The 23,052-nt window shown below is 46.8% G+C and carries 23 protein-coding genes; 12 read left to right on the top strand and 11 right to left on the bottom strand.

All coding sequences use genetic code 11. The annotated features are described in order from the left end of the window. Nucleotides 1-158: 158 nt before the first annotated feature. From paaA to FSB84_RS07990, 7 genes are read left to right on the top strand one after another with little or no spacing between them, the layout of a single operon-like run. Nucleotides 159-1,109, top strand: a complete 951-nt coding sequence (gene paaA, locus FSB84_RS08020; protein ID WP_130542054.1) for a 1,2-phenylacetyl-CoA epoxidase subunit PaaA — start codon at nt 159-161, stop codon at nt 1,107-1,109. Between the two features lie 27 nt (nt 1,110-1,136). Further along, the gene (gene paaB, locus FSB84_RS08015; RefSeq protein WP_130542055.1) at nt 1,137-1,499 is read left to right on the top strand and encodes a 1,2-phenylacetyl-CoA epoxidase subunit PaaB; all 363 of its coding nucleotides are present in this window, start codon (nt 1,137-1,139) and stop codon (nt 1,497-1,499) included. Between the two features lie 22 nt (nt 1,500-1,521). Next, entirely contained in the window at nt 1,522-2,292 is a 771-nt protein-coding gene (gene paaC / locus FSB84_RS08010; protein ID WP_130542056.1) for a 1,2-phenylacetyl-CoA epoxidase subunit PaaC, read from the top strand. Nucleotides 2,293-2,298: 6 nt separating this feature from the next. Next, nucleotides 2,299-2,802: a 1,2-phenylacetyl-CoA epoxidase subunit PaaD gene (paaD, locus tag FSB84_RS08005; RefSeq protein ID WP_130542057.1), complete on the top strand. Its 504-nt coding sequence runs from the start codon at nt 2,299-2,301 to the stop codon at nt 2,800-2,802. A gap of 19 nt (nt 2,803-2,821) precedes the next feature. After that, nucleotides 2,822-3,598 carry an enoyl-CoA hydratase-related protein gene (locus FSB84_RS08000; protein WP_130542058.1) on the top strand — a complete coding sequence of 259 codons (777 nt, stop codon included), beginning with the start codon at nt 2,822-2,824 and terminating at the stop codon, nt 3,596-3,598. 32 nt (nt 3,599-3,630) lie between these two features. Continuing rightward, nucleotides 3,631-4,059, top strand: a complete 429-nt coding sequence (gene paaI / locus FSB84_RS07995; RefSeq protein ID WP_130542059.1) for a hydroxyphenylacetyl-CoA thioesterase PaaI — start codon at nt 3,631-3,633, stop codon at nt 4,057-4,059. A 28-nt stretch (nt 4,060-4,087) separates the two neighbouring features. Continuing rightward, complete coding sequence (locus tag FSB84_RS07990) at nt 4,088-4,681, top strand: acyltransferase (protein WP_130542060.1); 594 nt, start codon at nt 4,088-4,090, stop codon at nt 4,679-4,681. A gap of 2 nt (nt 4,682-4,683) precedes the next feature. Here the strand turns inward: FSB84_RS07990 and FSB84_RS07985 are convergent, their stop codons facing one another. Together FSB84_RS07985 and FSB84_RS07980 are read right to left on the bottom strand one after the other, a co-directional pair. After that, nucleotides 4,684-5,463: a hypothetical protein gene (locus tag FSB84_RS07985; protein ID WP_130542061.1), complete on the bottom strand. Its 780-nt coding sequence runs from the start codon at nt 5,461-5,463 to the stop codon at nt 4,684-4,686. Next, nucleotides 5,453-6,514, bottom strand: a complete 1,062-nt coding sequence (locus FSB84_RS07980) for a type IV toxin-antitoxin system AbiEi family antitoxin (RefSeq protein WP_130542062.1) — start codon at nt 6,512-6,514, stop codon at nt 5,453-5,455. The genes FSB84_RS07985 and FSB84_RS07980 overlap by 11 nt, the downstream gene beginning before the upstream one ends. A gap of 144 nt (nt 6,515-6,658) precedes the next feature. Between FSB84_RS07980 and obgE the strand changes: the two genes are divergently transcribed. The 4 genes from obgE (at nt 6,659) to FSB84_RS07960 (ending at nt 13,064) form a co-directional block, all read left to right on the top strand. Continuing rightward, complete coding sequence (gene obgE, locus FSB84_RS07975) at nt 6,659-7,663, top strand: GTPase ObgE (protein WP_130542063.1); 1,005 nt, start codon at nt 6,659-6,661, stop codon at nt 7,661-7,663. 84 nt (nt 7,664-7,747) lie between these two features. Continuing rightward, a complete protein-coding gene (locus FSB84_RS07970) occupies nt 7,748-10,162 on the top strand; it encodes a hypothetical protein (protein WP_130542064.1) in 2,415 nt (804 codons plus the stop codon). Between the two features lie 129 nt (nt 10,163-10,291). Then, nucleotides 10,292-12,454 (top strand): S46 family peptidase, encoded by a 2,163-nt coding sequence (locus tag FSB84_RS07965; protein ID WP_130542065.1) that lies wholly within the window; start codon nt 10,292-10,294, stop codon nt 12,452-12,454. 124 nt (nt 12,455-12,578) lie between these two features. Next, on the top strand, nt 12,579-13,064 hold the full coding sequence (locus FSB84_RS07960; RefSeq protein ID WP_130542066.1) for an RDD family protein: 486 nt from the start codon (nt 12,579-12,581) through the stop codon (nt 13,062-13,064). Nucleotides 13,065-13,114: 50 nt separating this feature from the next. Here FSB84_RS07960 and FSB84_RS07955 read toward each other — a convergent pair whose 3' ends face one another. Next, a complete protein-coding gene (locus tag FSB84_RS07955) occupies nt 13,115-13,723 on the bottom strand; it encodes a DNA-3-methyladenine glycosylase family protein (protein WP_130542067.1) in 609 nt (202 codons plus the stop codon). Between the two features lie 3 nt (nt 13,724-13,726). Then, nucleotides 13,727-14,764 (bottom strand): WD40/YVTN/BNR-like repeat-containing protein, encoded by a 1,038-nt coding sequence (locus FSB84_RS07950; RefSeq protein ID WP_158643814.1) that lies wholly within the window; start codon nt 14,762-14,764, stop codon nt 13,727-13,729. 22 nt (nt 14,765-14,786) lie between these two features. Here FSB84_RS07950 and mnmD point away from each other — a divergent pair, with 22 nt between their 5' ends. After that, nucleotides 14,787-15,464: a tRNA (5-methylaminomethyl-2-thiouridine)(34)-methyltransferase MnmD gene (gene mnmD / locus FSB84_RS07945; protein ID WP_130542069.1), complete on the top strand. Its 678-nt coding sequence runs from the start codon at nt 14,787-14,789 to the stop codon at nt 15,462-15,464. A gap of 2 nt (nt 15,465-15,466) precedes the next feature. Here mnmD and FSB84_RS07940 read toward each other — a convergent pair whose 3' ends face one another. The 7 genes from FSB84_RS07940 to msrB all read right to left on the bottom strand — a co-directional run bounded on the left by FSB84_RS07940 (nt 15,467) and on the right by msrB (nt 23,001). Continuing rightward, nucleotides 15,467-16,429, bottom strand: a complete 963-nt coding sequence (locus FSB84_RS07940) for a WD40/YVTN/BNR-like repeat-containing protein (RefSeq protein ID WP_130542070.1) — start codon at nt 16,427-16,429, stop codon at nt 15,467-15,469. A gap of 42 nt (nt 16,430-16,471) precedes the next feature. Beyond that, nucleotides 16,472-17,965, bottom strand: a complete 1,494-nt coding sequence (gene cysS / locus FSB84_RS07935) for a cysteine--tRNA ligase (protein WP_130542071.1) — start codon at nt 17,963-17,965, stop codon at nt 16,472-16,474. 68 nt (nt 17,966-18,033) lie between these two features. Beyond that, nucleotides 18,034-19,161: an endonuclease/exonuclease/phosphatase family protein gene (locus FSB84_RS07930; protein ID WP_130542072.1), complete on the bottom strand. Its 1,128-nt coding sequence runs from the start codon at nt 19,159-19,161 to the stop codon at nt 18,034-18,036. Nucleotides 19,162-19,170: 9 nt separating this feature from the next. After that, complete coding sequence (locus FSB84_RS07925) at nt 19,171-20,097, bottom strand: rhomboid family intramembrane serine protease (protein WP_130542073.1); 927 nt, start codon at nt 20,095-20,097, stop codon at nt 19,171-19,173. Between the two features lie 103 nt (nt 20,098-20,200). After that, entirely contained in the window at nt 20,201-20,902 is a 702-nt protein-coding gene (locus tag FSB84_RS07920; RefSeq protein WP_130542074.1) for a rhomboid family intramembrane serine protease, read from the bottom strand. A gap of 86 nt (nt 20,903-20,988) precedes the next feature. Next, nucleotides 20,989-22,392, bottom strand: coding sequence for a 23S rRNA (uracil(1939)-C(5))-methyltransferase RlmD (gene rlmD / locus FSB84_RS07915; RefSeq protein WP_130542075.1), 1,404 nt, complete (start codon nt 22,390-22,392; stop codon nt 20,989-20,991). A gap of 15 nt (nt 22,393-22,407) precedes the next feature. Beyond that, on the bottom strand, nt 22,408-23,001 hold the full coding sequence (gene msrB / locus FSB84_RS07910; RefSeq protein WP_225980008.1) for a peptide-methionine (R)-S-oxide reductase MsrB: 594 nt from the start codon (nt 22,999-23,001) through the stop codon (nt 22,408-22,410). Nucleotides 23,002-23,052: the final 51 nt, after the last annotated feature.

Raw genomic sequence — 23,052 nt, 5'->3', positions numbered from 1 at the left:
AGGCATTAATAGCGCGTAGCTCATTTTTGGGTACCCTAAAAGTATTAAGAATTCGTGAAATTCAGCGTATGCCATTTTTCCTCGAAATACCACTAACGATTGTTAGCATTCGTGGAGAAATTTTGTTACCTTTGGGTTCTCATCTAAAATGTATCATTATGTCTGTTCAGGAACTGGAGAAAATCTTCCAGCAGAAGATCGATCAGGAGATCAAGATTGAGCCTAAGGACTGGATGCCGGATGCTTATCGCAAAACGCTGGTACGCCAGATCAGTCAGCACGCTCACAGCGAGATCATCGGCATGTTGCCGGAAGGCAACTGGATCACGCGCGCCCCAAGCCTGAAGCGCAAAGCAATTTTGCTGGCCAAGGTGCAGGACGAAGCCGGTCATGGTCTTTATCTCTATGCCGCCACTGAAACACTTGGCACCAGCCGTGAACAGACGATGGACGACCTTATTTCCGGGAAGGCCAAGTATTCTTCTATTTTCAACTATCCTACATTGACCTGGGGCGATATCGGCGCCGTCGGCTGGCTCGTTGATGGAGCCGCTATTTTGAACCAGGTAATGTTATGTCGCACGAGTTACGGTCCGTATTCTCGCGCCAATATCCGCATCTGTAAAGAAGAGAGTTTTCACCAGCGTCAGGGTTTCGAGATTCTGCTGGTGCTCAGCCAGGGAACACCCGAACAGAAAGCCATTTGCCAGGATGCCATCAACCGCTGGTGGTGGCCATCTCTGATGATGTTCGGTCCGAAAGATGGTGAATCCACTCACTCGGAGCAGAGCACTATCTGGAAGATCAAACGCAAGAGCAATGATGAACTGCGTCAGCAGTTCGTGAACATGATCGCAGAGCAGGTGAAGATCCTCGGTATGACCTTACCCGATCCTGATCTTAAATACAATGAAGCAACAAAGAATTATGATTTTGGAGAGATCGACTGGAACGAATTCTGGAATGTGGTAAAAGGGAATGGTCCCTGCAACAAGCAAAGGCTCGATACGCGTCGTAAAGCGCATGAGAATGGCGCCTGGGTCAGAGCAGCCGCTGAGGCACATGCTGCAAAGCGCGCGGCACGCAAACAACAACAGCAGGTAGCCTAATCACTCCAATCAAACGCATCAACAATCATGAATATCAATATCACAAAATATTATTACGGCGATATCCCTGAGGAAAAGGGAGGCGGCAATGCTGCTCAAACCGAAAGCTCTGCCAACTGGCCTTTATGGGAAGTGTTCATCCGCAGCAAACAGGGCCTCGATCATAAACATGTAGGCAGCCTGCACGCCACCGACGCACAGATGGCCATCGAAAACGCCCGCGACGTATACACCCGCCGTATGGAAGGCATCAGCATCTGGGTGGTGGAAAGCAAGTACATCCACGCTTCCAATCCCGATGATGCGGAAGCATTCTACGAACCGGCCAATGATAAAGTATACCGCCATCCAACGTTCTACGATCTGCCGGATGAAGTGAAACATATGTAAGCCACTATTAACCGATCACATCTTGCAACAAACACTCATCAACTATAGCCTGTACCTGGCAGACAATTCCCTGATCCTCGCACAACGCAATGCAGAATGGTGCGGACATGGACCTATACTGGAACAGGATATCGCCTTAACAAATATTTCCCTTGATCTCCTGGGGCAGGCGAGGAGCTTCTATCAATACGCAGCCCAACTGATCAACACAGACAATCCATCTGCTACACCGGCATCTGAAGATTCACTCGCGTATCTCCGCGATGTGTACAACTTCAGGAATTGCCTGATCACTGAACTGCCGAATGGGGACTGGGGCCAAACAATCCTCCGCCAGTTCTTTTTCAGCTCCTGGCAATTTTTGCTGTATCAGCAAATGAAGCTCAGCTCTGATCAAACACTCGCAGCTATTGCTGAAAAATCATTGAAAGAAGTAACTTACCATCTGCGCTGGAGCAGCGAATGGGTGATCCGTTTAGGTGATGGCACGGAAGAAAGTCACAACAAGATGACCAAAGCCCTGGAAGAGCTCTGGAGTTTTACCGGCGAAATCTTTGAACCGGCTCCATTTGAGAAAGCCGCTGTAGAAGCAGGTTTCGGCATCGATCCGGTAAGCCTCAAAGATGCCTGGATGCAGAAAGTTACTGAGATCCTGCAGGAAGCCACCCTCACGGTGCCGGCTCCACGCTGGATGCAAACAGGTGGCAAAGAAGGAAAACACTCAGAGCATCTTGGATTTGTGCTGGCGGAAATGCAATTCCTCCAGCGCGCCTATCCCAATGCAACCTGGTAATATAACATGTCTAACGTAACCGACATATCAACCCGTCAGGTATGGGAGCTGCTGGAAGCAGTGACTGATCCCGAAGTTCCGGTACTGACTATCCTGGACCTGGGCATCGTTCGCGATGTAAAAGTGGAAAACGGTACGGTAACCGTAGTGATCACCCCCACTTATTCCGGCTGCCCTGCCATGGACGTGATCAGCATGAGTATACGCATGCAATTGTTATCTCACGGATACAAACAAGTGAATATCTCACAGGTTCTTTCTCCCGCCTGGACTACAGACTGGATGTCGGAAGCAGGAAAAGAAAAACTGCGCGCGTATGGCATAGCACCGCCCAATCCTACTCAATCCGTTTGCAGCATGGAACTCTTTGCCGACGACGAAGCCGTTCAATGCCCGCACTGCAGTTCCTGGAATACCCGCCGCATCAGCGAATTCGGTTCTACGGCCTGCAAAAGTCTTTTCCAGTGTAACGACTGCCATGAACCATTTGACTATTTCAAGTGTCATTGATCCATCATAAATCATCCGCATGTCCACAATACTTTTCACTATCAATGAAGGAGTAGGTGTTATAACGCTCCACAGGCCAGACAAGCTTAATTCTTTCAACCGTGAAATGAGTCTCGCCCTCCAGGACACGCTGGACGAATGCGCAGACAATCCCGCTATCCGCGCTGTGTACATCACCGGCGCCGGTAAAGGATTCAGTGCAGGTCAGGACCTCTCCGAGATCGTTGGGGCTTCAGCACTCAGCATGAAACAGATCCTCAGCGAACATTTCAACCCGATAGTGGAACGTATCCGCCAGCTCCCCAAACCAGTAGTGGCCGCTGTGAATGGCGTTGCCGCCGGAGCAGGCGCCAATATTGCACTTTGCTGCGATATCGTTGTGGCTGCACAATCCGCTTCCTTTATCCAGGCCTTCTCCAAGATCGGCCTGATCCCAGACAGCGGTGGCACTTTCTTCCTGCCACGCCTCATCGGCTGGCAAAAAGCATCTGCACTGTCGATGCTGGGCGATAAGATCCAGGCCACCGAAGCAGAACAAATGGGCATGATCTACAAAGTGATCCCCGACGAAGGCTTCGGCTCAGCCACTCTGCAGCTGGCCACCACACTGGCTCAAATGCCAACCAGAGGACTCGCACTCACCAAACAGGCGCTCAACCAGAGCTTCGCTAATAATTACAGCCAGCAACTGGAACTGGAAGACAAACTCCAGCAGGAAGCCGGTGACACAGACGACTACCGCGAAGGTGTAAACGCATTTATCGAAAAACGTCCTCCTGTTTTCAAAGGGAAATAAGACATTCATTCTTTCAAAGCGCCTATCCGAATATGAACAACGATATCAGGGCAAGACAGATAGCAGAAAAATTATTGGAGAATGATCCCTTCAGCCAATGGCTCGGTATTCAGATCATCGATGTGAAAGAAGGATACTGCAAACTTCAAATGACCCTTCGTGCCGAAATGCTGAATGGATTCGGCATCACTCATGGCGGTATTGTTTTTTCGTTTGCAGACAGTGCACTGGCTTTTTCCTGCAATAACCGGAACAATCTTTCACTGGCCCAGGACAACAGTATCAATTTCTTCAAGCCCAGCAAAGCAGGTGATGTACTGATTGCAGAGGCCAAAGAATTACACAATGGCCGCAGTACAGGACTTTACCTGATCACGATCCATAATCAACAGGGAGAACAGGTCGCCTTGTTCAAAGGAACCTGCTTCAGAACGGGCAAAGTTTTGTTCGAAGGAATGTAGCAGCCTCTTCATCCATAATTCATTTACCATGATCTACGCATTCAAAGGTTTCATCCCCGTGATCCATGAATCAGCTTTTATTCATCCGCAGGCCGCCGTTACTGGTAATGTGATCATTGGAAAGAATGTATATGTTGGCCCGGGAGCCGCTATCCGCGGGGACTGGGGCGGCATCGTGATCGAGGATGGCTGCAATGTGCAGGAGAACTGTACCATCCATATGTTCCCGGGAGTAACGGTATTATTGAAAGAGAATGCGCATATTGGTCATGGTGCAATTATTCACGGAGCCAGCATCGGAAAGAATTGCCTGATCGGAATGAACAGTGTGATCATGGACGATGTAGAACTGGGCGACGAATGCATTGTAGGCGCACTGACCATGATCAAAGCCAACGAAAAATTTCCGGCCCGTAGTCTTATTGTGGGCAATCCCGGTAAAGTGATCAAAGAAGTGAGTGACGAAATGATCAGTTGGAAAACTACTGGCACCGCATTATATCAGGCCCTCCCGGGAGAAATGAGAGAAAGCTGGGAAGCAGTGGAGCCGTTGAGAGAAATACCAGCCAACAGACCTTCGCAGGAGAGTTTATACAAGACCTGGAATGAGTTGAAGAAATAAACCTACTCTATATCCTGCATTCCATTAGCCATTGCCTGCCACAATTCACCTGTTGTTCTCTTATTAAGAATTGACAAGATGCGTTTCTGCAAATCTTCTGACTGATCAAGAATACCCCTGATCTTCCTGCCAATGATTCTTGATGCTGCAAGTTCCATATAGTTGTTGGCCGTGGTAGGATAGAGCTCCGCCGCATCTGCGTGGTGAGAAAAAATATCCTCCATGCATAATTCAAAATAGACGGAAACAATATGTTCAATGTCTGTGATATCTTTGATTCGCGAAGGAGTATCGTCATTGGCAATTAGTTTAAGAAGCACAAGCCCCTCCAGGGTACATACCTTCAGCCCCTCTACACCATTGATATCAAATGCTTCAGCATAAGGCAAGATTTCCCAAAAGCCAGGAACATCCATTACAAAGAGTCTCGGCTTTTCAAGCTTTGCTTCACGTGCTTTGTTCTCGATTTCGCCAAAAGGAAGCAAGTCCACTTCTATGGATTGTTTGAAAAATAGTTTAATTGCTTCTGTAGGATGAGCTGTAAATTCTCCGGTTGCCAGTAGCTCTTCTTTTAACTGATTGAATTGCGATTCACTGGAAATAAACAAGGCAATGTCAACATCCTTCGTTTGTCTCTTTGGCATCATCCCCTGATTAGCAGACAGCCTGATATCCCTGGCAATTGCGCCAACTATATAAAAATCGATCTCCAACTTTTGTACTATTTTCTGAAATGCATTGAGCATATCAAGTACTGGCGTGGCTATTATACTAGTTTGCATTCAACAGCAGTTTTTTTATTTTCTCTGCAGCTTCCCAGTTCCTGCTATCCAGACTGTTTTTCAAATCAGCATATACAAGCAATAAAGGGGCGGCCCCCGGAATGTCATTTTTCGCTTTCCAGTCATTCCAGAATTTATCCAGCACAAGAATGTTGCCATTCTTGTCAACAATCATTTTCATGTTCACCATCAGGTCTGCTATAGTTCTTGAAGAATACAGCTCGAAATTTTCCGGATTCAGAAAATCAGTGTACAAATCCGCTCCCGGTTCACCTGTCCAGTAGATATCTTTTACCTTCTGCTCACGCCATGTTTTTTGTTGATCAGGTCTTGCGAATCGAAACATCCCTCTTTGCAATTTTGGTCTTAATGTAACATGGAATGCTTCAACCCAACGGTCAATTAGTTTTTCTCTTTGTTGTAGTTTCTCTTCTCCTTCCTCATTAATGATATAACCGCCATCCCTTAATTCTTCCAGCAGGTTACTGATGTTCCCCAATGCAATTCCTGCCGCACTGGCAATATCACGTTGAGTATATGTCAGCATATTAGGGTCCTCCAGGATCACGAAGAGGAACTTTAGCCCTGTTGCCTTCCAAAGTTTCCCTTCCGCTGTTTTTAATACATTCTTTACTCCCTTGTCATTTACACTTATGAATAAATGATCCGTGCTGATAAAACAATTACCCGTCATTTCGAGATAATTATAACCATGCTTTTTCAGGAAATCTTTTATTGGCCCCGGGATATATTTCGCTACTATCAACCACTTATTTTTTTCTGTTCCGATATTTTCTATCAATCGTTCAATCATGTGCTCACGAATCTCATTCTTTATTTCAACTAAAAATTCCTGATGGATCTTGCGCAGTTTGATTTCTATGACTGCATCCGGATTCCCATGCATGTTTTTGGATGATGCAATTTTTCTTATACCGGCGCCGGATATGTTTTTCAATTCCGCAATGGCGGTGTCAAGAGTTTTAGATGCCTGGATGCTTTCGGGTCGCATTTTGTTCATTTTTATAAAATGTTCACGAACCATGAACATTTGTATTATTTGAACAAGATACGACAATTTCAGATCTTATGTTCATTTTTATAAAATATTCATGGTTCGTGAACATTTTATAAAAATGAACAAAGGCCATAACAAGCCGCACTCCACCCCAATAATCGTATCTTCGCGGCTTCAATGGAAAAGTCAAACTTTGTAGATCAGATCAGGATTTTTTGCCGGTCAGGACATGGAGGCGCAGGCAGCAAGCATTTCATGCGTACCAAATTCAACCCACAGGCTGGCCCGGATGGCGGCGACGGTGGTCGTGGCGGCCATATCATCCTGCGTGGGAATAAGAACCTCTGGACCTTATTACACCTTCGTTATTATAAGAACGTACTCGCCGAGAACGGCGAAGGCGGCAGTGGCAATAACTGCACCGGCCGTAGCGGTAAAGACATTATTATCGAAGTTCCGCTCGGCACTGTAGCCCGCGATGAAGAAACCGATGAACTGGAAGCTGAGATCCTCGAAGACGGACAGGAGATCGTCTGGATCAGAGGTGGACGCGGCGGTTTGGGCAATGCCCGTTTTGCTACTCCTACCAACCAGGCTCCGGAACATGCGCAACCCGGCGAGCCGGGAATAGAAGCCTGGAAAGTGCTGGAGCTGAAAGTGCTCGCCGATGTAGGGCTTGTTGGATTTCCCAATGCCGGCAAATCAACATTGCTCTCTGTGATCTCTGCAGCCAAACCCAAGATCGCTGACTACGCATTCACCACGCTCACTCCGCAGCTCGGAATGGTGGAATACCGCGGCAGCCAGAGCTTCTGTGTGGCCGACCTTCCCGGTATCATCGAAGGAGCGGCAGAAGGCAAAGGACTGGGCCATCGCTTCCTGCGTCATATCGAACGCAATTCCATCCTGCTTTTCGTGTTGCCTGCAGACAGCAATGATCACATGAAAGAATTCCAGGTATTGCTGAACGAACTGGAGCAATACAATCCCGAGCTCCTTCACAAGCAGTTCGTGATCGCTGTGAGTAAAAGCGACCTGCTGGACGATGAGTTGAAAGAAGCCGTATCCAAAGAGCTCCCGCAGAATGTTCCGCATGTGTTCATCTCTGCCGCCACCAATCAGGGATTGTCGGAACTCAAAGACCTCCTCTGGAGAACGCTCAACGAACCCCAGCAGAATTAGTAGATTCAATTCGTTTTTATATCTTGTAAAAAGATTCGCCCGTACCATTATGTACGGGCGTTTTTGTGAATTAAAACCTGTTCCATGTTGAACCGTATCAAACGTATCGCCGGCGGACTGCAATACATCGGATTACGATTCCTCGTTTTCCTCTCGCATCTGCTGAAATCCTTCTGGCTCTTCTTCCCGGGCATCATCTTCGTTATACTTGCTATCTGGTGTTTCTGGATACTGGGACAAGGGAAAGACCTGATCATCGCTTTCTCTGAAAACCACGAAGCAAAAGCCTTCTTCCTGATTGCCATTGGCTTCTGGATCTATGTTACCTGGTTCTCCAGCCGTATCATCGCCACCCTCAAACTGAGAAAGCAACAGGAACACCTGCTTAAACTGATCAAAACACACCCTTCCGCACAGACCGAAAAAAAGATAGAGAATGTTACCTACTTCGAACTGCCTGTTAACTGGCTTAACCTCTGGCCCAAACTCATCGGCTATGCCGGACTGTTAGCCATCGAAGTGGCCGTACTGCAATCACCCGCCCTGGGCAGTAATGCCATCTCTCCCGGAAAAGCCCTCTGGTACTTTCTTCCGGGGATCGGTATTTCAATTGGCCTCGACAGGATCGTTGAAAAATTTGCGCTGAAGAACAGTCCCAAACAACGACTGGTCTTCAACTGCCTGCTTGCCGCTTTCCTGCTTGCTTCCGCGCTGGTGATCATCATCCCCAGTTCAGATATTCTTTATCTGCTCTGGGCGCTGCTCTTCCTGCATGCAGTTTATCTTTTTTATATCAACCTGCGTAGCAGGAAAAAAGAAAATGGAGAAGATGAAAAAGATTCCATGTTCCATCGCTTCATGTTCCGGATCATGGACTGGGTGCGCATCCCCAGGAAAGAGATCGGATATTTCCAGTGGTTCAACCTGATCTGCATCATAGGACTCGGCATCTATTGCGCAGCTTTCATAAGCCTGCATACCGCCAAGATGATCGGACCATTCCCCTTTGTATTGCTGGCATTTGCAGTGCTGGGTGGCATTGGTAATATCGTAGCGGCTTTCAGTGTAAAGCTCAGTGTCAATTTCCATGTATTGCTGATCCTCGTGGCATTGCTGGTAGGCTCCCGGGAAACGCATTTCGTTCGCACCAAATCATTCGACAACCCAGCCAACAAAGGCATCTATCACCAGCGGCAGGACATTCTCACGTATTTCTCCAACTGGGTCAATAGCCGCGGCGCTGCAATCGACAGCACCAAAGGAAAATACCCGCTCTATTTCGTACTCGCCAATGGAGGCGCTTCACGATCAGGATACTGGACCGCATCAGTACTCGGTAAGCTCGAAGACACTACCGAAGGATTGCCCTCGCAATTCTCGAAACATCTTTTTTGTTTGTCCGGTACTTCAGGAGGAGGCGTGGGTGTTGCCACTTTCTTTTCTTTATTGCACGAAAGAAAAAAACTGGACAGCAACCTGAATGTATCCTACCTCCGCTCCGCAAGGTCATTCCTGGAAAAAGACTTTCTCACTTTCACGCTCTCACATATGCTGGGACCTGATTATCTCAAATACATCTTCCATATCAACAACCGCACATTGCCTGATCGCGCAGGAGCGCTGGAACAAACACTGGAAGAAGATTCGCATGATATACCGGACTCCCTGAAGCCATCCATGGCCACACCCATGTCTGAATTGCTGAGCATCGGCGATAGCGCCTGTCCATTACCGGTACTTTGCATCAACACCACCAGAATGCAGGACGGCAACCCGGGTGTTGTTACCAATATCAAAATGAGCAAACAGATCTTCAACAATCGCGTGGATGTACTGGAAGCCCTGAACGATACGCTGGACATGCGTTTGAGCACAGCTTCCATTCTCGGCGCCCGCTTTCCATATATCAGTCCTGCAGGCAGGATTGATCAGGTGATTCCCGGTAAACAAAGAGTAAATCAGAACGACAGCATGCTGATCCATTATTTCGTGGATGGCGGTTATTTCGATAACTCCGGAGCAGGTGTAGTGCAGGAAATGATCCGCGCCATCCTCCTACAATCTTCCACCATCAAAGACAGTACATTCAGAAAACGTGTAGCGAAACTCGAATTCACTATCCTGCACATCACCAATAGTCCTACCGGCGTTGCCGCCCTGAACACTGTGCCTCCTCTCAGGAACGATCTGCTCAGCCCCATGCTCACCATCATGGGCGCTTATGACATGCAGACCACGGTGAACGATAAACGCCTGGAAAATTTTCTTACCGATATCAGTGATGACGGGATCTGTGCCGGAGCAAAATATATTCCTATCCACCTGTACAAAGACACAGAGGAAAAAAGAGAAGATAGAAAGAAAGGAAACAAATCGAAGGAAGCGCCTTATTCCATGAACTGGTTCATTTCTAAAATGACCCTCAACCGCATGGACGATCGACTCACCAATCAACCTAACCTGAATAAAATGATCAAAGAACTGACCAGCACGCAATAACGTAATCCGGACACAAATTCCCCTGCAGGCCTGGTTTCCCGCCTGTACCCTGAAACCCGGCATTAATCAGTCTTTAAGAGCCGGATAAGAAAATTCTAAGTAGGTTTGCGCTTTAAAATAGATTCTTATATGAAAAAATTTCTGGTAACGATTGTATTGTGTTGCTCGTTACTTCGCGGTATGGCCGATGAAGGAATGTGGCTGCCCATGTTATTAGGTCAGCAGGTCTATAATGATATGGTGAAACGCGGCCTGAAACTGACGAAAGAACAATTGTATTCTGTGAACAAAGCTTCCCTGAAAGATGCCATCATCATCTTTGGTGGATTTTGTACAGGAGAGATCGTGAGCAATGAAGGATTGATCTTCACCAACCACCATTGCGGCTACGATGCCATTGCAACAGCCAGCACTGTTACTGCCAATTACCTCAAAGAAGGCTTCTGGGCAAAAACAAAACAACAGGAAATCCCTTCTGCCGGCCTGTATGCAGACTTCCTCACAAAGATCGAAGATGTTACTGCTGAAGTGAATGCCGCACTGAGCGACCTGAGTGGAGCAGAGCGTCTTGCCAAACAGAATGCCGTGATCGCAGAGATCAACAAACGTTACTCGGATGCTTCCAAAAATATTATCGGAAAGGTGAGCCCAATGTTCAAAGGCAACCAGTTCCTCGTGTTCGTGTACCAGCGCTACAATGATATCAGGCTTGTTGGCGCGCCCCCTGAGAGCATCGGTAAGTATGGCGGCGATACAGACAACTGGGAATGGCCCCGTCATACCGGCGACTTCTCTGTGTTCCGCGTATACATGGGTAAAGACGGCGCTTCTGGGGAATATTCTCCCGGGAACGTTCCCCTGAAACCCAAACATTTCCTGCCCGTTTCCCTCAAAGGCGTGAAGGACGGAGACTACGCGATGATCTATGGTTATCCCGGCAGCACCAACCGTTACGAGTCTTCTATGGGTGTAAAGCAAAAAACAGATATCGCAAATCCTTCCATCGTGAACCTGCGCGATATGCGCCTGAAATATATGCTGGAAGAAATGAAGAAGGACCCGGCCACACGCCTTGCTCTCGCCAGCGACTACGCATCCATCGCCAACTATTGGAAATTCTTCGACGGTGAAGCCAAACAATTGCTGAAATATGATGTGTATGGGCAAAAGAAAGCTGCTGAAGCAAAATTCCAGCAGTGGGCAAATGGAAAAAGCGAATACGCGAACATCTTCAGCGAATGGAGTAAAGTGTACGACAACTGGCGTCCTTACAGCAAACACCAGATCTATCTCAACGAAGGTATCATGGGCTCACCTCTCATGGGATTTGCAGCCAGCCTGCAACAGGTAGAGAATGCCATCGTGAAAAAAGGAAGCTCTGCAGATATATCCAAAGCAATCGAAGCAGCAAAAGAAGCAAGGGCTGAATTCCTGAAAAGCGAAAACCGGGTATCTGATCAGAACATTCTGGGCGCCGCGCTAAAAATGTTCTATACTAATATCGATAAGAATCAGCACCCCATTGGATTCTATGATGGCGTCAAAGGCAGCTTCGGCAGTCTGGATGACGACGCCACTTATAAAAAGTATGCAGCCAATGTGTTCAACAATACCATGCTTCTGAACGACAGCAAATGGAATGCATTCACATCCAATCCCGACGCTACCGTATTGCAGGCCGATCCCGCTTATGCAACGGCCAGCGCATTCATGAAGAACTGGCAGGGAAAATACCTTCCACTTTTCATGCAGTTCAATTCCAGGAATTCAGAACTTGGCCGTCTCTACCTGAAAGGTGTACTCGCAATGGATACGGTGAAAGCTAAAAAGATGTACCCCGATGCTACTTTCACCATGCGCGTTAGCTTCGGTAATGTAAAAAGCTACAGCCCCGCTGATGCAGTGAAGTACGATTATGTTACCACCATGAAAGGTGTGCTGGAAAAATACAAACCCGGCGATTATGAGTTCGACCTGCCTGCCAAACTGATGGAACTGGCGAAGAACAAAGATTATGGACAGTATGCAGATCCGGTTCGTAAAGACCTGGTAGTTGGCTTCATCACTACCAACGATATCACTGGTGGCAACTCAGGTTCTCCCGTGATCGACGCAAACGGAAACCTGATCGGTCTTGCATTTGATGGCAACTATGAAGCTCTCAGCCACAAGATCCAGTTTGATCCTGTATTCAACAGGACCATCTGTGTAGACGTTCGTTATGTGCTCTGGTGCATCGATAAACTCGGTGGCGCCAGCAATATCATCAAAGAACTGAAGCTGGTGAGATAATCACCGCTTCGCTTAAATTATACCAGCCCCGTATGGTCAGCAATACTGCCATACGGGGTTGTTCTTTTTATTAATTTGCCAACCAGATTATTTTTCGCTTTTTTGCTGAATCTAAAGCTATCAAATGGAAACTTCCACTACAACCGACCTGCTACACGACCTTGAAGACGAGATCACTTATTTGCCTGCTCCCAAAGGAATGCGACTGGTTAATTTCATCATCGATATGATCGTTGTGACCATCATCAATTCCGTTATAGGCGGCATGATCCAGATGATGATCTTCGCAGCTTTTATCTCCGACATCAGAACCGGATCCGACTTCGATCTTACATATCCGATAGGACTGACCATTGCTATCTGGGTCATCCAGGTTGGACTCTTTCTGAGTTATTATGTTATTTTCGAGAAGATGATGAATGGAAGAACAGTTGGCAAACTGGTTTCAGGAACGATGGCAGTAAGGAAAGACGGTGGTCTGCTTACCTGGAAGAATGTTATTCTTCGTAGCCTTTGCCGCCTGATCCCACTCGAATTCATCCTGGCCATCTTTATGGAACCCTTGCATGATACACTCACCGGCACTGTTGTGGTGAAGAAGACATTATAAATTTTCTGGAGTGATGCATAAAAAAAACGGTACAAAAATGTACCGTTTTTTTATTTCAGTGGAGTATTGTCTTTCCAGTGCCAGAGATGCAGACAAGCATAAGTCCGGTAAGGGCTCCATTTTGCGGAGATGCTCAGGAGTTTTTCGCGGAATGCTTTTTTGTCTTCCCTGTCGAGTTTATAGATACTGATCATTGCGTTCTGCAATCCAAGATCATCGGGAGAAAATACATCTTCTCTTCCGAGCGCGAACATCAGCAGCATTTCGGCTGTCCATTTGCCAACGCCTTTGATCTGGGTGAGATAAGCGACCACTTCCTCATTGCTCATTTTATTGAGCGTTTTGAGGTCCAGTCCCTGCTCGATGGCAAAGCGGGCTACGTTCTGCACATAAGTCACTTTTGCGTTTGACAGGCCGATACTTCTGAGAGTTTCCGGTTTTGTATCGATAATCTGTTGCGGGTTGGGAGTTTTGCCTCCGTAGAGAGCGAGAAATCGATTGTAGATCACATCCGCCACTTTCGTACTCAGTTGCTGGCTCATGATGGAGGCACAGAGATAAACAGGGATGTCTTTTCTTTTTTTGAGTACAAAAGGTTCCCGCCCATCCATGAGTTTTTTGAAACGTTTGTCTTTACTGAGATGGATAGTGTAAGACATGGTTTATGGTTTCACGTAGCGGTAGAGTTCTCCTCCGTTATAAACAACCCAGCCTCGGGTGAGATCGGCATTGAAATCACATTCCCAGAAATGAACATTTCTATCTGCCGCGGGTCTGAACAAGACATTTGTAACGGTATTTCCTTCCACTTTGAATACATTGTTAATGGTCATCACAAAACCATTATCGATGTCTTTAAAATTAAAGTCGAAATAATCTCCTTTTATTTTTGGCCCTTTCGTCCACGTTGCGCCGTTATTGGTGGTCTTATTTACATAGCCGTCACTACCAACTACAACACCTTTTTGGGCGTCTGTACCCTTGAAGAACTGCGTGGTAAAAACTTCATTGGGTAAGCCATTCACAGGCGTAAAACTGCTTCCGCCATCGGTTGTTTGACGATATCCATTGGCTTCGGTTCCACAAAATCCATTCTGCTCGTCAATAAAATAAACGGAAGTCACATCTTTGGGGGCATTGGGCACGAGCGCCCACGTGACGCCGCCATCGGTTGTTTTTATAAGCCCCTGGTATGTGGAAGCATAACCATTGTTTTCATCACGAAAGAAAACATCCCGGAATTCGTAAGACGTGTTTGTAGTAGCCCAGGTTTTACCACTGTCAGTAGTTTTGGCAATATCTTTTGTGACAGAAACAGCCCATCCATATTTTTCGTTCAGAAAGAAGAGATTAACGTAATCTGATTTCTGTGCATTGGTCCTGGTCCAGGTCTCACCTCCATTGGTGGATCTGTAAACACCATCGCGGAATGATGCGAGGAAACCGAGGGTATCGTTCACGAAAACAACATCATAACTGTTCAAAGGGATGGTCACTTTAGACCAGCCCGGACCAAGAACAGGTACGCCACCCTGACCCTGATTCCTGGGATCTTCATACCGCTGAATGGGATTGTCGCCTTTTACGCAGGACGCCGCCATAATTCCGGTAACTGTTACAAAAAGCAGGGCTTTAAAACCATTCACCATACAATTATTCATTAAGGGATTGAAGATATTATTTTTTTGGCATTGCTGCATGCTTGCTAGTTTTACGGCTTCAATGGAAAGACAAATCATACCTACTGCCGATGGGTCTGTAACCATCTCCATTCCGGCCTCCGGAATAACTTATCATTCCAAACATGGTGCCATTCAGGAATCCATGCATGTATTCATTGGGGCAGGACTGCATTATATACTTGCGAAAGGTATAACGCATAATCCACTGAGGATATTGGAAATGGGCTTCGGAACCGGACTGAATGCATTGCTGGTACTGCAGGAAAGCATCCGTACAGGTTCATCTGTCCACTATGAAACTATTGAGGCATTTCCGCTGGAAAACGTTGTCTATACCCGGTTAAATTATTGCGATCAGCTGCAGGCGCCCGAGCTGCAACCCCAGTTTCTCCGGTTACATGAGTCTGCCTGGGATATAACACATACTGTTACAGACAGGTTTTCATTTCTAAAAAGAAATACGACCCTTGAAAAGTTCAATAGCCCCGGATTGTTTGATCTCATTTTCTATGACGCCTTTGCACCGTCCGCACAACCCGAGCTCTGGACAGAAGATGTATTCCGGAAATTATTTGATCTATTAAATCCTGGCGGTATTCTCACCACATATTGCTCCAAAGGAGATGTAAGAAGGGCGATGCTGGCAGCAGGGTTTACAGTTGAAAAAATTCCCGGCCCGCCGGGAAAAAGAGAAATGGTGCGGGCGGGGAAAGCATGAGTTTATTTGGGTGCATTGAAGCGAATTAGTGTGTTAAAGGCGGACCCCACAAATCCACGGTCCTGGTTGAAGAAATACATTTCATACAGCCAAAGGTCAGGAGCATGCACAACTGAAGTTACATTCATACCACTTATTTTCGCAACTCCGTCGGTACCACTTACATATCCATTATCCTTGTCGAAGAATTGAATGTCCTGAGCAAATTCCCCAACATCTACTTTGTGTTTTAGGCGCCACGTAACACCTCCATCGTTCGTTTCAAACACTGTCCCACTGTTATCTAAAGCAAATCCGTCCAACTTGTTCAGGAAAAAAATTGAAGGGAATCGTTTGCCAACAATTGTTTTTGTAAAGTTGATCCCATCTGTCGTTCTTAATATCCCATCTTTTTCAGCTATCCAACCGTTTTGCTCATCGATAAAAAATAAAGCAGATCCAGCAAGGGTTGAACAAACTTTCGCCCAGGTAGTTCCGCCATCCGAACTTTTGAGAAGGCCTGAGTCGCAAATAATAAACCCGGTATATTGATCCAGAAATCTGATTTGAAAAGGCTTACCTGTTTTCAAAAGCTTAGGGGAAAACTGGAGTTTCATCCAATTTTTTCCGCCATCATTGGTTCTTATGATGGATCCATCGTAACCAACAACCCAGCCATTTAGAACATTGGGAAAACTTGCATATTGATAGCCTTCATAATAGGTTGGTTGAGCATTTAGTTGATTCCATGTTTTACCTCCATCAATGGATTTGTAAACATCATTTCCAACAAAAAAACCTATTAGAGGGTCGGGGAATTGAATATCATAAATGGGTCTGGTTCCGATATGCACAGAATCCCACCCCTTGGCAAAAAGAGATTTTGGATTCAAAAGATCCGAGTCATTTTCCTTATCGGAACAGGCATACATCAGAATTATTCCAGCAAAGGCGTAATACAGCCATGCTTTTCGGAAAATCATCATAGGGTAATTTAAGATGAGCGTACAGGGCTGTATTCTTGCATCTTACTGGAACGTATACCCGACGCTTCCATCTTTCTCATCTTTCAACAAGATCCCCAGCTCCTGCAACTGGTTCCGGATTTTATCGGATGTTGCATAGTCTTTGCGGGAGCGGGCATCTTTGCGGATGTCTATGAGCAGATCCAGCACTCCACTGAGTTTGCCGTTATCGGCTTCATTTTCACTGCGCAGACCAAAGATCGATTCCAGGTAATCGTGTAAATATTTTTTCAGTCTTTCGAGTGTAGCTATGGAGAGTGCAGTTACGGGAATATGTTTGTCTTTAATGGAATTGACCACAGGAACGATCTCGAAAATATTCGCCAGAACTTTGGCGGTATTGAAATCATCGTTCATATTATCATCCATCTCGGAAAGGAGATCGTTCACTTTTTTATTGAGTGCTACATCAGGCTGTGCATCATTGCCGGGTATCTCAATCTTCTGGAGGTTCTCATATGCTTCCCAGAGACGCTTCAATCCTTTTTCAGCAGCCTGCAAGGCTTCATTGCCAAAGTCGAGTGTACTGCGATAATGTGTCTGCAGGATGAAGAAGCGGATGGTCATTGGGCTGTAAGCCTGTTCCAGCAAGGGATGCGTGCCGGTGAACATTTCGGTGAGCTTGATCTGGTTGTTATAGCTCTTACCCATCTTCTTGCCGTTTACCGTGATCATATTATTATGCAGCCAGTAACGTGCAGGCACTTCCTTATTGCAGATGGTGCTTTGAGCGATCTCACTTTCGTGGTGAGGGAATTGAAGGTCCATACCACCTCCGTGAATATCGAACTGACCGCCAAGATATTTCGTAGCCATGGCAGAGCATTCGATATGCCAGCCGGGGAATCCTTCTCCCCAGGGGCTTACCCAACGCATGATATGTTCGGGCGGCGCCGCTTTCCAGAGTGCGAAATCGGCTTTATCGCGCTTTTCATCCTGTCCGTCAAGCTCCCGGGTGGTTTCCAGTTGTTCATCCAGCACACGACCGCTGAGTTTTCCGTATGGATAATGTTCAGCGTATTTTTTTACATCGAAGTATACGGACCCATTCACTTCATATGCGTAACCTGCTTCGATAATGGCTTTGATCATTTCGATCTGTTCCACGATATGACCTGTGGCAGTAGGCTCGATGCTTGGCTCCAGGTTATTGAACTGCAGCATGGCCCAATGAAAAAGATTGGTGTATTTCTGCACCAGTTCCATCGGCTCCAGTTTTTCAAGCACGGCTTTGCTGGAGATCTTGTCTTCTGCTGCTCTTCCTTCCTCCTCGAAGTGACCTGCATCAGTGATGTTCCGTACATAGCGCACTTTGTATCCAAGGTGCAGGAGGTAACGGTAGATCACATCGAAGGTGATGAACGGACGGGCATGCCCCAGATGGCTCTCACCACTAACGGTAGGACCACACACATACATGCCCACATGACCGGGCGTGATGGGAGTAAACACTTCTTTCTGCCTTGTGTAAGAATTAAGGACTTTCAACTCACTCATAAAAAATTATTGATACGAAAACAGCAGAGGTTCAATAACAGGTATGTCTTCGGGCAAATATAATGATTTTATTTCCCGGACCCCAGCCGGAGGTCCGCAATTACAGGGTAATGATCCGAATAGGGAAGCAGTTTTCGTTTATACTGCACTACTTCAAATTGCTTGTCGGGCATTATATAATCGATGCGGAGGGTGGGTGAAATATTCGAGAAGGTGCGGCCCAGACCTCCTTCCTTTTCCATGAAGGCATCACGGCGGTTACCCCTGATCCGGAAATAGGTATAGGAGTTGGGAACGTCGTTGAAGTCGCCACAAATGATCTCAGGATGCGGGCAACTGTCAAGTTTATTGCGAACGATATCTACCTGGTTACCGCGTTGTGAATAGGCCATTCTCAATTTGCGGATCAGCGATCTGGACGCTTCCACTATGCTGTCTTCCGCGTTACGGATGATGGAAATATCCCTGTAATCTTTCTTTTGAAGCAGCACTGACTGCAGATGGGTGGTAAAGACCCTGATAGTTTGTCCATTCACATCCAGATCACATGAGATCAAACTTTCAGCGCCGCGTAATCGGGGAGGTCCTTTGAAAATTGTACGGCTTGAATCCAGGATTGGGTATTTGGAAAAGATAGCGCTGCCCATTTCTGTTTTTGCTCCTTCTTTCCCATAATCGATCACCCTGTAAAAATAAGGATAACCCATTTTCCTGATCTCTTTGTAATTACTGTAAGGGCCAAGAGGACCTGGTTCAAAATATTCCTGAAAACAGAGTACATCTGCATTTTCATTCCTGATGAACTCAAGCATTTCCCTGCGGTGGCTTTCACGGCCATTTTCGCGGGTTTGTTCATCAAACCATTTCACATTCCAGGTGAGGATGCGGATCGTATTTTCCTTTTTCGCTTCCTGGAAGCCGGAAGCAAAATGAAAGCCTACCAGTGCGCGGATATTGGAATAACCCAACACCAGTGCACCGAGTGAAAGGAAGATCCACCGGGACCTGACGAGGCTCCAGCCTACCAGGAATATCAGTGTCAACAACAAGAGAAAGGGAAAAGTCAGTCCGAGGATCGCAATGAACCACCATTTATCAGGATGGAGGAATACGTTGGCGCAAGCCATCAGAAAAACAGCTACGGTTATTACATTGCTAACAATGAAGAAACGCCTCGCGAAGGTTCGAATGGCCATTACTTAAATTTACAACTCTTCATCTTCCGCAGCCCTTTTCAGTATTTCTTTTTCTTCTTCAGTGAGGTACCTGTAACCTTGCTGATTGATCTTATCGAGGATCTCGTCGATCCTTTTTTGGGTGATATTGGGGATCTTTTTGTAAGGTTGGGTTCCTTTTGAATTGTAGTAGAGATCGTCTTTGGCTGTTTTTTTCCAGTTTTTTCTATCGGGATTGAAGAGGTTGGTTGCCCAGTCGTAGGCTTCATTTAACCAAAGACTCCAGTCGTGCCCGCGTTTAAGCTGGTGAACGAAGAGCCATCCCATTCCTGCTGCGCCGAGGTGAGCGAACAGTACGGGTGTATTCTGAATATTGATGCCGCGGCTAAATGTAAGTGCGATATAAACGAGTGTGAGTATCCAAAGCGGTATGCCGCCATTGATCATGGGGAAGATCCTGTAATTCGGCGCCAGTATTGTGGTTGCGATGGCGATGGCCATCAGTCCTGCGGAAGCGCCTTCGAGTCTGAGCCCGGGAAGTGCAGGAGCCATTGCCGGCATCAGATTGGCAACAGTGAGGAAGATCACTCCTCCCAGAAGTCCGCCGTAAATGAACAGTGGCACGAGTTTGTTATTTCCGGTAAGGTCCTGGAAAATGAAACCAAAAGCCCAGAGCCAGAGAACATTTGCGATGAGATCCCACACACCATCATGAACAAACATGTAAGTGACCAATGTCCATGGCCTGCTAAGGAAAGACCCGAAGTTGCCTGGCATTCTGAACCAGTCCAGGATATTGGTGTAGTACTCAATCTCCTGCCAGTCAGACATCTTGTAAACCAGGAAGAGGAATTTGAAAATACAGAAGAGAATGGCGATCACCGCCAGCAACATCAGCAGGGCATTCCCATCCTGACCCAGAATCGTCTTTTTCTTATACCGGTTTTCCCGCAGCACGGAGTTAATTTTTGCGTGAATTTACAAAACGCCGGTCAGATCAATACCATGAACCTGCCGGCTAATTGTATTAAACGTTTGATAATTGGTAATGTTTCCGCTTTTAATAAAATGTTCTTCGGTTATTCCGGTTCATAATGATCACCAGAATAAAACCGAAAAGTGCACCGCCAAGGTGAGCGAAATGCGCTACCCCACCACCGAAGCGGGGATTAATGCCTCCAAACAGATCAATCAGCACATAGGCTACCATGGCATATTTCATTTTGATAGGAAAAGGTAAGGGGAAAATAAAAAGTTCCTGGTTGGGGTTGAGATAGGTGAAACCTGCCATTACACCCATGATGGCGCCTGATGCACCTACCACCTGGATAAGCTGGATCATGGCGGCCCTGTATTGCGCAACATTGACAGCCATCTCTCCGCTATTGTATTTGCTCATCACGATATTCAGTTCCACCTGGTTGGCGATAAGCTGTATCAGCCCTGCACCTATGCCGCAGATCAGGTAGAAGATCAGGAATCGTTTGGCGCCCCAGCGGTTTTCCAGCTGTGTACCAAACATCCATAAGATAAGCATATTGAAAAAGAGATGGAAGAAATTGGATGCATCATGCAGGAACATATAGGAAACCAACTGCCATACACCGAAATCAGGTGAGCCCTGGTAGTGAAGCGCCAGCGGCGTTATCAACGCATCTTTGAATGTAAGCTCGGCCAGCCACATCAGTGCATTCACAATGATCAGATTCTTGATAACGGGCGGTAATGGTTGAAATCCGCCGCCAAATCTCACATTTCCCATATTCCTGTTTCCTTTTTGATTCCTCTAATATCGGCATGTTTACCTGAATGGGCTAACAACCGGATCGATTTCTTGTTGTATGAAGGTTATTTTTTCAATTTCAATTGCACCACGTTCTCGATATGGTGAGTTTGGGGGAACATATCCACGGGCCTTACCCTGGTAACTTCGTATTTCTCGCCGAGCCTGCTGAGATCGCGGGCCTGGGTGGCGGGATTGCAGCTCACATACACAACCAGCGGCGCTTCCATGTCCAGAATCTTCTGCACCAGTTTTTCGTGCATGCCTGCCCGTGGCGGATCGGTGATGATCACATCGGGCTTGCCATGATGGGAGAAAAAGGCATCGTCGCAAATATCTATCACATCTCCTGCAAAGAATTCGGCATGGCCGATATCGTTGAGCGCGGCATTCTCACGGGCATCATCAATCGCTTCTTTGACCACTTCCACCCCAATGATCTTTTTGGCCAGCCTGCTCACAAACAATCCAATGCTGCCGGTTCCGCAATACAGGTCATAAACAGTTTCCTTCCCGGTTAGTTCGGCAAACTCGCGGGTAACCTGGTACAATCTTTCTCCCTGCCGGGTATTGGTCTGGAAAAAACTCTTGGGGCCTATCTTGAAACGAAGATCTTCCAGTTTTTCCATGATATAACCGTTGCCAGTATACGCTTTGGGCTCCAGGTCGTAGATGGTGTCGTTCTTCTTGGGGTTGATGGTATAGAGCAGGGTAGTGATGGAAGGCACCTGCTCCAGCAGGTGGTCGAACAATTTCTTCCGCTCTTTGGCATCTTCATAACCAAAACAGACATTCACCATCACTTCTCCTGTTGTAACAACGCGGATGATGAGGGTGCGAAGCCATCCCTTGTGTTCGCGGATATCGTAAAAAGTATAGCCCTGTTCTTTTGCAAATGCGCGGATGGTATTCTTGATGGCGTTGGCCGGTTCTTCCATCAGGTGACAGGTTTCGATATCGATGATCTTGTCGAACAGGCGTGGCACATGGAAGCCGAGTGCGTCTTCCTGCTTCAGTTCAGCGCCTGCGCTGATCTCTTCAGTAGTGAGGTATCTTTTATTGCTGAAAGTGAACTCGAGTTTATTGCGATAGCGGGAGGTTTGCTCACAACCCAGGATGGGCTCCATTTCGGGGAGGGCCACTTTACCGATCCTTTTCAGATTCTGGGTAACTTCCTGTTGTTTGTACAAAAGTTGTTTCTCATAGGGAAGCATCTGCCATTTGCAGCCGCCGCATATGCCGAAGTGCTGGCAGAACGGATCCACACGGTCTTTGGAAAGGGATTGAAAATGGACCGCTTTACCTTCGGCCCATTCTTTTTTATTTTTGCTCAGGCGCACGTCCACCACATCACCGGGCACGGCTCCTTCGATAAAGATCACTTTTCCATCCAATCTCGATAACGCCTTGCCTTCAGCCGCATAATCTTCAACTGCAATGCTTTGCAATACCATGTTCTTCTTTCTCATGGTGCAAAGATAGGTCTACTCCTCTTCCTGTCCTTCCTTATATTTCTTCTCTGCTTCTTTGGCTTTTTCGAAATCGAGTACTACGCCATTGATGCAATAACGGAGGCCTGTGGGAGGAGGTCCGTCATCGAAAACGTGACCGAGGTGGCTTTTGCAGCGTCCGCAAAGTACTTCCGTGCGACTCATGCCGTGGGTATTGTCTGGCTGATAAATGATGCTGCCCTTGGTAACAGGCTCATAGAAGCTCGGCCAGCCGCAACCGCTTTCGAATTTTGTATCGCTTTTGAACAGCGGGTTACCGCATACAGCACAGTAGTAAGTGCCGATCTCTTTGGAGTGCTCGAATTTGCTGCTCCAGGGTCTTTCCGTTCCTTTCTGTCTTGCGATGTGATACACTTCGGAAGGCAGGATCTTTTTCCATTCTTCGTCCGTCAGGTTCACTTTGGTGGAATCTGTGCGGGAATAAGCCGGGTTGTTCTTTTTTGTGCTATCCATATTGTTTTTTTTCTTCTCGGGTGGTGACGATTGAGAGTAGCTGCACTGCTGCAATGCAGTCAGCATGAGGAGTATAAGGGGCAGAACCAGCGCCCTGTGCAGGTTTCGCTTCATGTTCATGTATTTATAACAAATTTACGGGGTGTAAGTTTGATGGGATGTTTC

Origin of the sequence: Pseudobacter ginsenosidimutans, from assembly GCF_007970185.1 — a bacterium.
GTDB lineage: Bacteria > Bacteroidota > Bacteroidia > Chitinophagales > Chitinophagaceae > Pseudobacter > Pseudobacter ginsenosidimutans.
Note: the sequence above shows the minus strand (reverse complement) of the source record. Positions and strands in the feature narration are given on the sequence as shown.